The sequence below is a fragment of the Novosphingobium resinovorum genome, from assembly GCF_036352595.1.
Classification (GTDB): Bacteria; Pseudomonadota; Alphaproteobacteria; order Sphingomonadales; family Sphingomonadaceae; genus Novosphingobium; species Novosphingobium resinovorum_B.
The window spans coordinates 14,401-28,609 of the sequence record NZ_JAZFAX010000028.1; the positions used below are offsets into that span (position 1 = coordinate 14,401).

The window sequence follows — 14,209 nt, forward strand, 5'->3', positions numbered from 1 at the left end:
CGCATGGTCTGCGTCCACTTGTGGGCGGACCGCCATGCGGGTGCGGCATAACAAAGGCAGCCGCCGAAGGCTAGGGCGGGAAGGCGCCTCAAGCACGTTTTCCAAACTGGTCATGCCTCGAATGGACACGGAAATGTCATTTCCGGCTTTGGTGAATACGAATGTTGCAACAATAGTGTCTTGGAACCATGGCACGCGCGGACAGGCGGCGCCTCCGGCACGCCACGGCAGGAGCATAACAGGCATGAGCATCGAGGGCGTCCACCTCCTCGAACATCTCCAGACCCCCGCGATGATGATCGTGCGAGGGCAGGTGCGCTTCGCCAACACCGCCGCGAAGGCGTTGCTGGGCGCGCACATCGTCGGGCAGGACGTGCGCATCGCCATCCGCGAGCCGCGCGCGGTCGCCGCGATCCTGAGCGACGAGGGCGGCTCGGCGCGGGTCAAGGGACTGTCCACCGGCGGGTCGGTGTGGGAGGTCGACTGCAAGGTCGTGGGGCTCCACGAACGGCTGGTCAGCCTCTACGACTTGTCGGAGCGGGTCAGCGTGGCCAAGTCCCACGCCGATTTCGTCGCCAATGCCAGCCACGAACTGCGCACCCCGCTCGCCAGCGTCATCGGCTACTGCGAGACGCTGATGAACCCCAAGGCGGGCGGCGACGAGGCGCTGCGCAACCGCTTCCTGGGCACTATCCGCCATGAGGCGCAGCGGATGCAGGCGCTGATTTCGGACCTTATGTCGCTTTCGCGGATCGAGGCGGTGAAGCACGAGGCGCCTTCGGACACCGTCGATGTCGTCGCATTGGCGCACGAAGTGGCGGGCGAGTTCAAGGGCACGATGGAAGTCCATGTCCGTGCCAACCAGTCCGAAGCGGTCATCGCGGGCGATCGCGGCCAGCTTTCGCAGGTCCTGCGCAACCTCATCGACAATGCGCGCAAGTATGCGAAGCCGGAAGGCCCCGTGGAAGTGTCCGTGGAGGCCGCCAGCACCGGCTGGGTGCTCGTCACCGTGCGCGACGAGGGCGAGGGCATCGGCCCCGAACACCTGCCGCGCGTGACCGAGCGTTTCTACCGCGCCGATACCAGTCGCAGCCGCGCGGTGGGCGGAACCGGGCTGGGCCTGTCGATCGTCAAGCACATCGTCGAGCGCCACCGTGGCCGCTTCGACATCGAGAGCCGGCAAGGCGTGGGCACGACCGCCTCGCTGATGCTGCCGCTGCGCGCGGAGGGCTGATCGCGCGGGGGCGGTGTTTCCCACCCCGTCCGGCTAACTCGCTTCGCTCGCAAGCCTTCCGGCCCTCCCGCTTGCGGGAGGGGCTGGGGGTGGGTGGCGTGACGTCATCAAAGTGTCATTCGATGGACATATTCGCGTCATCGAAATGACGCGAATCCTGAACCCAATCGTGATGCAATCCGCAGCCATGCGAAGATTGCCCGTTTCCGCCATAGCGCTCGTCGTCGCCCTGGGCTGGGTTTCCCCGGTCCTGGCGCAGTCCGCCGATTCGGTCACCCAGGCCGACCTCGCGGCGATGCGCGCGCAGATGGAGGCGATGGCGCAGCGCATCACCTCGCTCGAGGGGCAGCTTGCGGCGGCGAAGGGCGCGGCGTCGCAGACCGCGACTCTGCTTCCGAATGCGGCTGCGACGCCCGTTCCGGCTCTCGCGGCAGGGCCGGCCACTCCCGCTGAGGCTTCTCCGCCCGCCCCGGCAGCCAGCTCGATTCCGGCGAAGCTCGCCAAGACCGCGAGCGGCATCAAGCTGCGCGGCTATACCCAGATGCGCTTCAACGAGATCATCTCGGGCGACAAGGACGCGCCTTCAGGCCGCTCGCGCCTGCGGTCGGTACAGGACGGCAGCATCGGCCCGGACAGCAACTTCTTCTTCCGCCGCATCCGTCTCGTGATGCAGGGCGATCTCGGCCATGGCGTCTCGTTCTACCTGCAACCCGACTTCGCCAGCGCGGTCAACAACCAGACTTCGGGCGAGCGGCGCGACAACTTCCTGCAGCTGCGCGATGCCTACGTGGACGTCGCGCTCGACAAGGCGCAGCGCCTGAAGCTGCGTTTCGGCCAGTCCAAGGTGCCGTTTGGGTGGGAGAACCTGCAGTCCTCCTCCAACCGCGTGCCGCTCGACCGCACCGACGCGATCAACGCCGGAGTGCCCAGCGAGCGCGATCTCGGCATCGTCGCCTACTACACCCCCGACCGCGTGCAGGCGATCTGGGACGAACTGGAAGCGGGCGGGCAGAAGCTTTTCGGCAATTACGGTGCCTTCGGCTTCGGCGTGTTCAACGGGCAGGGCGTCAACCGGCAGGAGCGCAACGAGAGCCTGATGTCGGTGGCGATGGCGACATGGCCAATGCGGCTCGACGGTATCGGGCTGGACGGGCAGGTGCTCGAACTGGGCGGCTCGCTGATGCACAACAAGGTGAAGCCGGAAGTGCGCGCGGGCGGGGTGACGGCGCAGAACTTCACCGAACGCCGCGCGGTGGCGCACGCGATCCTCTACCCGCAGCCCTTCGGCATCCAGGCCGAGTGGACTTTCGGGCGCGGGCTGCAGTTCGATACCGGAACGCAGGCGATCGAATCGCACAATGCCAGCGGCGGCTACGTGATGCTGATGTACCGCGTGCCGGACTTCGGCGCGGGCCGGGTCATCCCTTATGCGCGGTGGGAACGCTACAAGGGCGGCTGGAAGGGCGCGGTCAATGCGCCGCGACTCGATACCAACGACATTGAACTGGGCGTAGAATGGACGCCGGTGAAGCCGATCGAGTTCACGCTCGCCTATGCCCGCATGAAGCGTGCCGAGGCCGACGAACGTCGCGCTGGACAGGCCGAGGGCGACGTCCTGCGCGCCCAGATCCAGTGGAATTATTGAGCCGTTCCCGCAGGATTTTAGGGGCGTTGGCCACTTAGTCACGCTATTGACGTAAAAGTGTCATCAAAGACCAATAGGGGGCTGATCAAGATCAAAGCCCAAGGGGTTTACCAATGCGTTCGACCAAGACCTTCATCTTCGCCGCCGTCTCGCTCGCCGCGCTCAGCGCTTGTGGTGGTTCGGGCGGTTCCTCGGCCGGTTCGCGCGATTTCGTGCGCGCGGTCGGCTCATCGACCGTCTACCCCTTCGCCACCGCCGTGGCAGAGGGTTACGCGAAGGCTGCGGGCGTGAAGTCGCCGGTCATCGAATCGACCGGGACGGGCGCGGGCATGAAGCTGTTCTGCGCCGGTGTCGGCGCCCAGCACCCCGATATCGAGGACGCCTCGCGCCGGATCAAGAAGTCCGAGTTCGAGGAATGCCAGAAGAACGGCGTCAAGGAGATCGTCGAGGTCCAGGTCGGCATCGACGGCATCGCCTTCGCCGAATCGAAGAGCGGCCCCGGCTTCCAGCTGACCCCGACCGACATCTACAAGGCGCTGGCGGCCAACCCCTTCGGCAAGCCCAACACCGCGAAGACCTGGAAGGACGTCAATCCGTCGCTCCCCGCCGAGCCGATCCTCGTCTACGGCCCGCCCTCGACCTCGGGCACGCGTGACGCGCTCAAGGAACTGATCCTCGAGGCCGGTTGCAAGACCGATGCCGCCACCAAGGCGCTCAAGGACAGCGACAAGAACAAGTACGAGGCGGTCTGCCACGACATCCGCGAGGACGGCCCTTACGTGGACGCCGGCGAGAACGACAACCTGATCGTCCAGAAGATCTCGCAGAACGCCAAGGCCATCGGCATCTTCGGCTACTCGTTCCTCGAAGAGAACCCGGACAGCCTGAAGGGCATTCCGATGTCGGGCGTGACCCCGACTTACGCGACGATCTCGGACTATTCGTACCCCGGCGCGCGTCCGCTCTACATCTACGTCAAGAAGCAGCACCTCGGCCCGATCAAGAGCCTGCAGGGCTACGTCGCCGAGTGGGTGAAGTCGTGGGGCGCCGACGGCCTCCTGCAGAAGAAGGGCATGGTCATCGCGCCCGAGGACGTGCGCAAGAAGAGCGCCGAAATCGTCGCGAACATGACCCCGCTCGATCCGTCCGAGCTGAAGTAAGAACCCACTACGGTGCTTCGATCCCTTGCATCGTCATTGCGAGCGGCGCAGCCGCGCGGCAACCCAGGGCAGGTGCAAACCGCCCTGGGTTGCTTCGGCCTGCGGCCTCGCAATGACGGCGTGGATGGAGCGCCCGGTATGAACAAGGGGCCGATGGGCCAGTCATGATACTTACCGGAGTTCTCCTGGCCGTCCTCGGCCTCGGCCTTGTCGGCTGGTTCGCCGCGCGCGGCCGGGCGCGGCTGCTCTATACCGGCCGGGGGTCGATGCACTCGATGCCCGCCTATCACGGCTGGCACCTGGCGCTGTGGATCGTGGTCCCGGCACTGGCCGCCTGGCTGGTATGGCAGGCGGTGATGCCGGGCCTCGTCCAAGGCGCGGTCTTCGCCACTCCCGCCGCGCATGGCCTGCCGACCGACCCGTTCCAGCTGGGCGCCATCGTCGCCGAGGCGCAGACCATCGCCTCCGATCCGAACGCCGTCGCCTTCAACCCGGAGGCGCAGGGTCTGGTCGAGCCGTTCCGGCAGGCGCAGACCAAGTTCGGCCTGATCGGCGCGGTGATCGTGCTGATCGTCGCCTTCGCGGGCGGAGCCTTCGGCTTCACCCGCGTCCGTCCGGACTTCAAGGCGCGCACCCATGTCGAGCGGCTGGTGCTGGGCGTGTTGCTCGCAGCCTCGCTGCTGGCGATCCTGACCACGTTCGGCATCGTCGCCTCGCTGGTGTTCGAGGCGGGCATGTTCTTCAAGGACGTGTCGCCGATCGCCTTCCTCACCGGCACCCACTGGTCGCCCGCGAGCACGATGGGCGACAACATCAACAACAACTTCGGCGCGGTGCCGCTGTTCTGGGGTACGATCTACATCGGCGCGATCATCGCCATGGTAGTCGCGATCCCGCTCGGCCTGATGAGCGCGATCTACCTGACGCAGTACGCCACCCGCGACGTGCGCAAGTGGGTGAAGCCGCTCCTCGAAATCCTCGCGGGCATTCCCACCGTGGTCTACGGCTACTTCGCCGCGCTGACCGTGGCGCCGCTGATCCGCGATTTCGCCGCTTCGCTGGGCATGGCCAACCCCTCGACCGAGAGCGCGCTGGCTGCCGGTCTGGTGATGGGCGTGATGATCATCCCGTTCGTCTCCTCGATGGCCGACGACGCGCTGGCCGCCGTGCCCCGCGCGATGAGCGACGGTTCGCTGGCGCTGGGCGCCACCCGTTCGGAGACGATCAAGAAGGTGCTGCTGCCCGCCGCGCTGCCCGGCATCGTCGCGGGCGTGATGCTGGCGATCAGCCGCGCCATCGGCGAGACGATGATCGTCGTCATGGCCGCCGGTGCCGCCGCCAACCTTTCGGCGAACCCGTTCGCCTCGATGACCACGGTGACGTACCAGATCGTCCAGATGCTGACCGGCGACCAGGAGTTCAACAGCCCCAAGACGCTGTCGGCCTTCGCGCTCGGCCTGGTGCTGTTCATCGTCACCCTCATCCTCAACATCGTCGCCCTGCGCGTCGTGAAGCGGTTCCGCGAAGCCTATGAGTAAGTCCGACTGGAATTCGCCCGAGGCGGTTCGCCGCCTCGCGAAGCGCCACGCCGCCGAGAAGCGCTTCAAGCTCGTTGGGCTCGGCGCGATCGTCCTGAGCCTCGGGTTCCTGGCGCTGCTGCTCGTCATCATGCTGAAGAACGGCGTCGCCGGGCTCGACTGGGACTTCCTGTCCGGGTCTGACTCGACCGATGCCACCACCGCAGGCGTGTGGGGCGCGGCCAAGGGCTCGCTGCTCACCATGCTGGTGACGCTGCTGCTCAGCTTCCCGATGGGCGTGCTCGCCGCGATCTATCTGGAAGAGTTCGCGCCCAAGAAGAAGTGGATCGAGTGGGTGGAGGTGTCGATCAACAACCTCGCCGCCGTGCCTTCGATCATCTTCGGCCTCTTGGGCCTGGCGGTGTTCATCAACACCTTCCAGATGCCGCGTTCCTCGCCGCTGGTCGGCGGCCTGACCCTGGCGCTGATGACGATGCCGGTCATCGTCATCTCGGGCCGCAACGCGATCAAGGCGGTGCCGCCCTCGATCCGCGAGGCCGCCTACGGCATCGGCGCCAGCAAGGTGCAGACCACCTTCCACCACGTCCTGCCGCTGGCGCTGCCGGGCATCCTGACCGGCACCATCATCGGCATGGCCCGCGCGCTGGGCGAGACCGCGCCGCTGCTGATGATCGGCATGCGCGCCTTCGTCGTCACCCCGCCCGACAGCCTGACCGCCCCGTCGAGCGTGCTGCCGATGCAGATCTTCCTGTGGTCCGACGAAATAGACAAGGCCTTCGTCCAGAACACTTCCGCCGCCATCATCGTGCTGCTGGTCTTCCTGCTCGCCATGAACGGCATCGCCATTTACCTTCGAAACAAATTCGAAGTCCGCTGGTAGAACCATGACCGAAGCCAAGATCACCGCCCGCAACGTCGACGTCTTCTACGGACAGAAGAAGGCGATCAACGACGTCTCGATCGACATCGACAACGGGATCGTCACTGCCTTCATCGGCCCCTCGGGCTGCGGCAAGTCGACGTTCCTGCGCACCCTCAACCGCATGAACGACACGATCGCCGGTGCCCGCGTCGACGGCCAGATCCTGCTGGACGGCGAGGACATCTATGCGTCCACCATGGACTCGGTCGCCCTGCGCGCCCGCGTCGGCATGGTGTTCCAGAAGCCGAACCCGTTCCCCAAGTCGATCTACGAGAACATCGCCTACGGCCCGCGCATCCACGGCCTCGCCAGCGCGAAGTCCGACATGGACCGCATCGTCGAGAACGCGCTGACCAAGGCGGGCCTCTGGGAAGAGGTCAAGGACCGCCTGACCGACGCCGGCACCGCGCTGTCGGGCGGCCAGCAGCAGCGCCTGTGCATCGCGCGCGCCATCGCCGTCAGCCCCGAGGTCATCCTGATGGACGAGCCGTGCTCCGCACTCGACCCGATCGCCACCGCGCGCATCGAGGAACTGATCGACGAGTTGAAGGAAAGCTTCGCCATCGTCATCGTCACCCACTCGATGCAGCAGGCTGCGCGCGTGTCGCAGCGCACCGCTTTCTTCCACCTCGGCAGCATGGTGGAATACGGCGAGACCGACCAGATCTTCACCAATCCGCGCGAAACGCGCACCAAGGACTACATCACCGGCCGCTACGGCTGAGTTGGTGAGCTGACAGGGAAAAGCCATGGTAGACCATACCGTCAAGGCCTTCGACTCCGAGATCGGGCAGCTTCGCGGCCTCGTCGCGGAGATGGGCGGGCTCGCCGAAGTCGCGATCCGCGACGCCATCACCGCGCTCGTCCATCATGACGAGGAACTCGCCGCGCAAGTCGTCGCGGCCGACGCCCGGCTCGATGCGCTGGAGGCCGAAGTGGACCGCCTCGCCGTTCGCACGATCGCCCTGCGCGCGCCGATGGCCGACGATCTTCGCGACGTCATCGCCGCGCTCAAGATCTCGGGCGTGATCGAGCGCATCGGCGACTATGCCAAGAACATCGCCAAGCGCGTCAATGCGCTCGAAGGCCGCACCAAGATCGACCCGGTCACGCTGGTCCCGGCCATGGCCGAGATCGCCGAGTCCATGGTGCGCGATGTATTGAACGCCTACGGCTCGCGCGATGCGCAGCTGGCGGTGGAGGTCATCAAGCGCGACCAGAAGCTGGACCAGTTCTACAACACGCTGTTCCGCTCGCTGCTGACGCACATGATGGAGAACCCGGCGACGATCACCAGCGCCGCGCAGCTTCTCTTCATCGCGCGCAACCTGGAGCGCATCGGCGACCATGCCACCAACGTGGCGGAAATGGTCTATTACGCGGCGACCGGCGAATACTGCACGGAGCGCGACTCTTTGACGGATGATACCAGCTCGGGAATGCTGTCGTGAGCGCCGCCTCGATCCTCGTCGTCGAAGACGACGTCGCCCTCAGCGAACTGCTGACCTGGAACCTCTCGGCCGAAGGCTACGACGTTCGCTCCACGCCCGACGGCGAGGAAGCCCTCGTCATGGTGCGCGAGCAGACGCCCGACGCCATCGTGCTCGACTGGATGATCGAGCAAGTGCCCGGCATCGAGGTCTGCCGCCAGCTGCGCAAGGACAAGGAAACCGCCTCGGTCCCGATCATCATGCTCACCGCGCGCGGCGAGGAAGAGGACATGATCCGCGGCCTCAAGACCGGCGCGGACGACTATGTCACCAAGCCGTTCTCCCCGCGCGAACTGATGGCGCGTATCGAAGCGCTGCTGCGCCGCGCGCGTCCGTCGCTGGCGGGCAGCGTGCTGTCGTGGGGGGATATCGAACTCGACGCCACCAGCCACCGCGTGCGTCGCGGCGGCGAGGCGCTGCATCTTGGCCCGACCGAGTTCCGCCTGCTGCGCTACTTTATGGAGCGTCCGAACCGCGTGGTCTCGCGCCAGCAGATCCTCGACGGCGTCTGGGGCATGGACTCGGATATCGACGAGCGCACGGTGGACGTCCACATCCGCCGCCTGCGCAAGGCGATCAACCGCGACGGCGAGACCGATCCGATCCGCACCGTGCGCGCGGCGGGGTATGCGATGGACGTGGCGTAAAGTACGCGACGGTCCGTTTTAAACCCGCCGTCACCCTGAACTCGTTTCAGGGTCCATTTGGCCGCCAGCGCCGCGCTGTGTTTTCGCAAACCGGAAGTGCCGATGGCGAAACGACGCTCCGGCCCAAGCTGCCCGATGGACCCTGAAACGAGTTCAGGGTGACGGCGGGTTTGATGACGCAATCATAAAGGGGCCGCCTTGCCGCGGCCCCTTCGTCGTTTCAGCCCAGCAGGCCCGCCGTCTGCGCCAGCAGCCACAGGCCGATCACCAGGAACAGCAGCGCCGCCACCGTGCGCACGACGTTCAGCGGCACCTTCTTGATGAGCGCGTTGCCGAGGAACACCGCCGGGACGTTGGCGATCATCATGCCGATGGTGGTGCCCATCATCACCGGCACCACGCTCTGGAAGCGGGCGCCCAGCGCGATCGTGGCGATCTGGGTCTTGTCGCCCATCTCGACCAGGAAGAACGCGATCGCGGTCGCCAGGAACGGCCCGAAGCGGCTCGGCTTGGCCTCTTCGTCTTCATCGAACTTGTCGGGGATCAGCGTCCAGCCGGCCATCAGGATGAAGCTGGCGGCGACGAGGTAGCGGAACCACTGCCCGTCGAGGAAGGCGGCCGCCTGCTCGCCCACGAGGGCGGCGAGGAAGTGGTTGGCGATCGTCGCTACGAAGATGCCCGCGACGATCGGCCAGGGCCGCTTGAAGCGCGTGGCGAGGACGATGGCGAGAAGCTGGGTCTTGTCGCCGATCTCGGCGAGGGCGACCACGGCGGTCGATGTGAGCAGGGCTTCCAAGGTCATGGTTCTTTCGGGCCGGGCGGAAACGAAACGCAACGACGCATTCGGAATCCGCCCGGCCGAGCGAAACCGCATGCGTCATTGGTCTCGCCCGGACGTTTGGAAACGTCCTCCTGCGCGCCATGGCCTCTCGACCAAGTGTGTTGACGGCAGGTTCCGCTTCGGCGTCATGCCCGAAGCGGGCGGCTACTCCCCAGATGACAGGCGGGCACATACGCGTCGGCACGCCGCTTGGGAAGCACAAAAAAAGGCCCGGTCGGGAAGACCGGGCCTGTGAGGTCACCGTCGGGAGGGCAGGTGCCTCCCCGGAAATGACGGTTTAGAATGTCACCGAAGCCGAGAGCGAGAACACCCGGCCCAGATCGTAGGTGTTGAAGTCCACCCGGCCATCTTCGAAGGTCTGGTATTCGAGATGCTTGCGGGCAGTGAGGTTGCGGCCTTCCGCCTTCAGTTCGATCTGCTTGCCGCCGATCTCGAAGCCCTGGCGAAGCACCACGTCGATGCGCAGGCCGGGGTACTCGATCACGTCGGGCTGGCGGATGGTGCCGACCAGACCACGGCTGACAGAACGCTTGCTGGCGTAGCTGACCAGTACCGTCTGCTGCGACAGCTTGCTGGTGTCCTCCATCCCGATCTGCAGGTTGACGAGGTGCTCCGACTGGCCGGTCAGCGGCGCGCCGTTGCGAAAGTAGTCCGCCGCGAACTGCGTGGTGGAAGCGCCGTAGATGTCGGTGGTATCCTCGGCGCCGACCTTCAGCTTCGACTTGGTGTAGGTGTAGTTGCCGATCAGGACGAGGCGACGGTTTTCGAAGAACGCGCCGCCCATCTTGTCGAGGTACACGTACTTCTGCAGTTCCAGCTCGCCGCCGTAGAGATCGGCCGCCGGGGCGTTGGCGTAAGTCGTGATGAAGCTTTCCGAACCCGCCAGGATCGATTCGATCGGATCCTTGATGTGCTTGTAGAACCCGCCGAGCGAGAGCTTCTCGTCCCGCGCGAAGTACCATTCGAAACGGGCTTCGGCGTTGGTGAGCTGGCTGTCCTTGAGGAACGGGTTGCCGCGATAGGTGCGGTTGCTGTCGGGATCGAAGAAGTTCTGGTAGACCAGCTCGCGGAACTGCGGGCGGGCGATCGTCTTCGAACCGTTGACGCGCACTTGCATGCCTGGCTCGATCTCGTAAGTGAGGGTCAGGGCAGGCAGGAAGTACTCGTTCTTGAGACCCGTGGTGGGGGTAGCCGTCCCGCCGACCGGGCGCAGCACGGTGGTCTGGTCGGCATATTCCCAGCGCACGCCGGCATCGATCGAGAGCGCGTCGGTGATCTGCCCGTCGACCTTGCCGTAGAAGGCGTGGTTGAGCAGGCGCGCATCGAACAGGCCGACGTTCGCGGTCAGGTCGCGCAGTTCGAGGTTGTAGTTGATGCCCGAGGCCTGGTTCAGATACCACATCCCCGGTTGCAGCAGCACGTCGGGGCGCAGCAGGCCGAACGCCTGGATCAGGTTCTGGTCACCGCTCGCATAGACGCCGAACTGGCGGTTCGAGTTGGTGCGACGGTTGAGCTGGAACGCATAGCCCACCGTGCCGCGCCAGCCGGTGAAGAACTCGTGCGAGACGTCGGCGCCCGCCGACCACACGTCTTCGCTCAGGCGCGAGAAGCTGATCGTGGTCGGATCGACCGCACCGGTGCCCATGGTGTTGACGAAGTTGCTGCCGAACTGGCTGCCATCGTTGGTGCGTACGTATTCGGTGTCGATCTCGAACGGTGCGAGGCGCTTGGAGTTCGCAAAGCCCGCGCGCACGTCGATGGTGGTCTTGTCGTCGGGCTTGAACTCGCCGGTCAGCTGCGAATCGAGCAGGGCGCGTTCGTACCAGGCGGTCTTCTGCGAGATGAAGTCGACCGTCTGGTTGCTTTCCTGGTGGCCGTTGCGCAGGCGCGTGAACTTGCTGGTGTCGTGGATATAGACGTTGGTCCAGCGGATGGAGTTGTCGTCCCACTCCAGGCCGAGCCCCAGCATGCCGTTGACGACGATGCGGTTGTCGGTGCTGACGGTGCGGTAATCCTCCCACAGCGTGTCGGGATTGGCGCTCTGGCCCTGGGTCAGCTGCTGGACGGCGTCGCGCGTCTGGGTCTTGTTCGAGTAGCCGACCGCCGCGATCACGCCGAGCGTGGCACCGCGCACTTCGGTCCTGGTACCGCCCGAGATATCGACCGAGAAGTTGGGCTGCACCTTGTCGACGCGCTGGACCACCGCGTTGCGGCCGCGGAACAGGACGCTGCCGATCTCCAGAGCCTGGTCGCTGGTCGAACCCATGACGGTGTCGCCGTTCAGGTAGGACTTGAGCGCCGGGGGCAGTGAACGGTTGCCGTTGTCGTAGCCGGTCCAGTCCTGCTTGCCGCCGTAGTAGGTGTAGCCCAGCTTGTTGGTCGATTCGGTATCCCAGCCAAGACCGCCGCCGATGGTCAGGAAGCTTTCTTCCGGGATCGACTTGGTGGTGAGGTTGATGACGCCGCCGCCGAACTCACCGGGGAAGTTTGCCGAATAGCTCTTCTGCACCAGCGAGGAGGCGATGATCGCGGTCGGGAACAGGTCGAGCGGGACGACGCGCTTGAGCGGTTCGGGGCTGGGCAGCGGCGAACCGTTGAGCAGCGCCAGCGAATAACGGTCGCCCAGGCCGCGCACGTAGACGTAGCCGTTGCCGACCACCGAGAGGCCGGTGACGCGGCCGAGTGCGCCGGCGATGTCGCCTTCGCCGGTCCGCGCGATCTGCTCGGACGAGAGGACCGAGACGACTTGCGGCGCGACGCGTTCGATGTTGCGGTTGCGCTGGCCGGTGACGATGATCGCGCCGCCAGGGATCGAGACGTCGGGCGCCTGTTCCTGGGAAGTGGTGTCATCGACGGTCTGGTCGGGAACGGCGCCGACGTTGCCGGAGGCGGGAGAAGAAGTGCTGTCCTGCGCCCACGCCGTCGTCGGCGCGAGCATCGCGGTGGAGAGCAGCAGCGAGACGAGCCGCGGCTTGATCATGGTATGTCCCCCTGGAACATGTATCGGATGCGAACAGGGGGCGGCCAGCAAGGACCGCCCCCCTCTCGTTACTGTGCGGGCGGCCGGATCAGGTGGTGGGCAGCGCGGTGCAGGCGCTGTTCGATCCGAGGCTCGCGTTGGTGGCGTCGCAGGTCCAGCCACGGAACCAGACGTCCGAGCTGTTCTGGACCGCGCCGATGTAGGTCGTCGTGGTGAAGAAGCTGGAGATGTCGGTCAGGCCCGAGGCGTTCAGGCTGGCGTAGTTGGTGAACGGCGTCACCGCGGTCTCGCCCGAACCGTTGACGAAAGTGCTCGTCAGGGTCGAGGTGAAGGTCGCGTTGTTGTTGGTGCCGGCGCTGAACTGCGCAGCCGCCGTGGCGTCGGTGTAGGAACCAGTGCCGAGCACCGGAGTCGTGCCACCGCAGGTCATGACCACCGAGTGGGCGACCAGCGAAGCCGGGCTGGTGCCGGCCGGGGCCGAGCCGTTCAGGCGAAGGCACTCGTTGTCCGGGGTGTAGATGACGCCGTTGAGGAAGGTGGCGTCGGCGTTGCCGCGCACCAGGCCGCCGGCCATGTCGCCGCTGTTGCCCGAACCCACTGCGGTCTGGATCGCGGTGAAGTTGCCGATCGTGATGCGCGAGCGCGGGGTATCGGCTTCGTTGCCGTTGCTGTCGAACTCGAAGAACGCGTCACCCGCGCTCGCCTTCTGGATGATCAGGGCGTACTGCACGTTCGCCTGGACGCCGGTATCGAGGTCGAGGCTGTCGTCGTCGGCGTTGATCGAGACGTAGTGCTTCATGTTGAGCGCGCCGCCGAAGAACTCCGAACCGTCGTCCGAGCTGTTGACCGACTGGATGTGGTCCAGCGTGGTGCCGGTGCCGATGCCGCCGCCGGTGAGCGACTGCAGTTCGTTGCCGGGTGCCAGCGAATAGCCGGAGAAGCGGATCTGCACGTACTGCATGCTGCCCGCGTTGTAGGTGTTGTCGCGGCCGCCGAAGTTGGCGGGATCGGCGGCGCCTTCGGTCACGCGTTCGCAGTTGTTGCCCGCGACGGTGCCCATGCCGGTCGAGCAGTCGGTGGTGATGCCACGGCCGAGCAACACGACGCCGCCCCACTGGCCCTGCGAATCGTTGGTGTTGGTGCCACGCACGTTCTGCAGGCTGGTGAAGATGATCGGGCTGCTGGCGGTGCCGTTGGCGATCAGCTTGTTGCCGCGGTTGACCGCGAGCCATGCCGGTGCCGAGGTGCTGTCGCCATAGACGATCACGCCGGGCTCGACCGTCAGGGTGACGTTGGTGTCGGCGGTCAGCGAGCGGCTGGCGCAGGCGACGGTGCTGGTGGTGCGCGGTGCGGCGGAGGTCGGCGCCGAGAAGCCGCCGTCACAGCCCACGTCGACGCGGCCGTTGAGGCGGTAGATCACGCCGGCCTGCTTGGGCAGCGTCGAGCTGACGTTAACCAGCGAGGGCAGGGTGCAGACGCGCCACGAACCTTCGGGGCCGGTGATGATCCCGTCGTTGCTGAGCGCCAGGCCGCCGGTTGCCGCCGAACCGGGGCATTCGGTCGCGGCTTCGACCACACCGCTGCTGGGGGTCGGCGTGGGAGTTGGCGTGGGGTTGTTGATGTCGACGTCGATCGAGCCAGCGCCCGGCGAGGAAATGTCGTCGGCGCCGCAACCGGCAAGAGCGAATGCGCTGCAGCCCATGAGCAGCAGACCGGAAATTTTCTTCACGATGAATCCCCCGTGTTCAGGTC

Annotated in this window: 11 protein-coding genes and 1 riboswitch; of the genes, 8 read left to right on the forward strand and 3 right to left on the reverse strand. The window is 65.9% G+C overall.

The features are described 5' to 3' along the window. The first annotated feature begins 244 nt into the window (after positions 1-244). The 8 genes from V2S85_RS20845 (at position 245) to phoB (ending at position 8,636) form a co-directional block, all read left to right on the forward strand. Positions 245-1,234 (forward strand): sensor histidine kinase, encoded by a 990-nt coding sequence (locus V2S85_RS20845; RefSeq protein WP_330704739.1) that lies wholly within the window; start codon positions 245-247, stop codon positions 1,232-1,234. A 187-nt stretch (positions 1,235-1,421) separates the two neighbouring features. Next, positions 1,422-2,879 (forward strand): porin, encoded by a 1,458-nt coding sequence (locus tag V2S85_RS20850; RefSeq protein ID WP_330704740.1) that lies wholly within the window; start codon positions 1,422-1,424, stop codon positions 2,877-2,879. A gap of 113 nt (positions 2,880-2,992) precedes the next feature. Continuing rightward, positions 2,993-4,039 carry a substrate-binding domain-containing protein gene (locus V2S85_RS20855; protein WP_330704741.1) on the forward strand — a complete coding sequence of 349 codons (1,047 nt, stop codon included), beginning with the start codon at positions 2,993-2,995 and terminating at the stop codon, positions 4,037-4,039. Positions 4,040-4,203: 164 nt separating this feature from the next. Beyond that, the gene (gene pstC / locus V2S85_RS20860; RefSeq protein WP_330704742.1) at positions 4,204-5,577 is read left to right on the forward strand and encodes a phosphate ABC transporter permease subunit PstC; all 1,374 of its coding nucleotides are present in this window, start codon (positions 4,204-4,206) and stop codon (positions 5,575-5,577) included. Continuing rightward, positions 5,570-6,457: a phosphate ABC transporter permease PstA gene (gene pstA, locus V2S85_RS20865; protein WP_271184562.1), complete on the forward strand. Its 888-nt coding sequence runs from the start codon at positions 5,570-5,572 to the stop codon at positions 6,455-6,457. Before pstC ends, pstA begins: the two co-directional genes overlap by 8 nt. Before the next feature lie 4 nt (positions 6,458-6,461). Continuing rightward, positions 6,462-7,223 (forward strand): phosphate ABC transporter ATP-binding protein PstB, encoded by a 762-nt coding sequence (gene pstB / locus V2S85_RS20870; RefSeq protein ID WP_008828291.1) that lies wholly within the window; start codon positions 6,462-6,464, stop codon positions 7,221-7,223. A 25-nt stretch (positions 7,224-7,248) separates the two neighbouring features. Further along, on the forward strand, positions 7,249-7,950 hold the full coding sequence (phoU, locus tag V2S85_RS20875) for a phosphate signaling complex protein PhoU (protein ID WP_271184563.1): 702 nt from the start codon (positions 7,249-7,251) through the stop codon (positions 7,948-7,950). Next, on the forward strand, positions 7,947-8,636 hold the full coding sequence (phoB, locus tag V2S85_RS20880) for a phosphate regulon transcriptional regulator PhoB (protein WP_008828293.1): 690 nt from the start codon (positions 7,947-7,949) through the stop codon (positions 8,634-8,636). Before phoU ends, phoB begins: the two co-directional genes overlap by 4 nt. Before the next feature lie 220 nt (positions 8,637-8,856). On the opposite strand, the gene V2S85_RS20885 is transcribed toward phoB, so the two are convergent. The 3 genes from V2S85_RS20885 to V2S85_RS20895 all read right to left on the reverse strand — a co-directional run bounded on the left by V2S85_RS20885 (position 8,857) and on the right by V2S85_RS20895 (position 14,186). Next, positions 8,857-9,432 (reverse strand): TMEM165/GDT1 family protein, encoded by a 576-nt coding sequence (locus V2S85_RS20885; protein ID WP_036526437.1) that lies wholly within the window; start codon positions 9,430-9,432, stop codon positions 8,857-8,859. Between the two features lie 96 nt (positions 9,433-9,528). After that, a riboswitch (yybP-ykoY riboswitch) is annotated at positions 9,529-9,643 on the reverse strand. A gap of 111 nt (positions 9,644-9,754) precedes the next feature. Further along, positions 9,755-12,457 (reverse strand): TonB-dependent receptor domain-containing protein, encoded by a 2,703-nt coding sequence (locus V2S85_RS20890; RefSeq protein WP_330704743.1) that lies wholly within the window; start codon positions 12,455-12,457, stop codon positions 9,755-9,757. 88 nt (positions 12,458-12,545) lie between these two features. Further along, positions 12,546-14,186, reverse strand: a complete 1,641-nt coding sequence (locus V2S85_RS20895; protein ID WP_330704744.1) for a hypothetical protein — start codon at positions 14,184-14,186, stop codon at positions 12,546-12,548. Between the last annotated feature and the right edge of the window lie 23 nt (positions 14,187-14,209).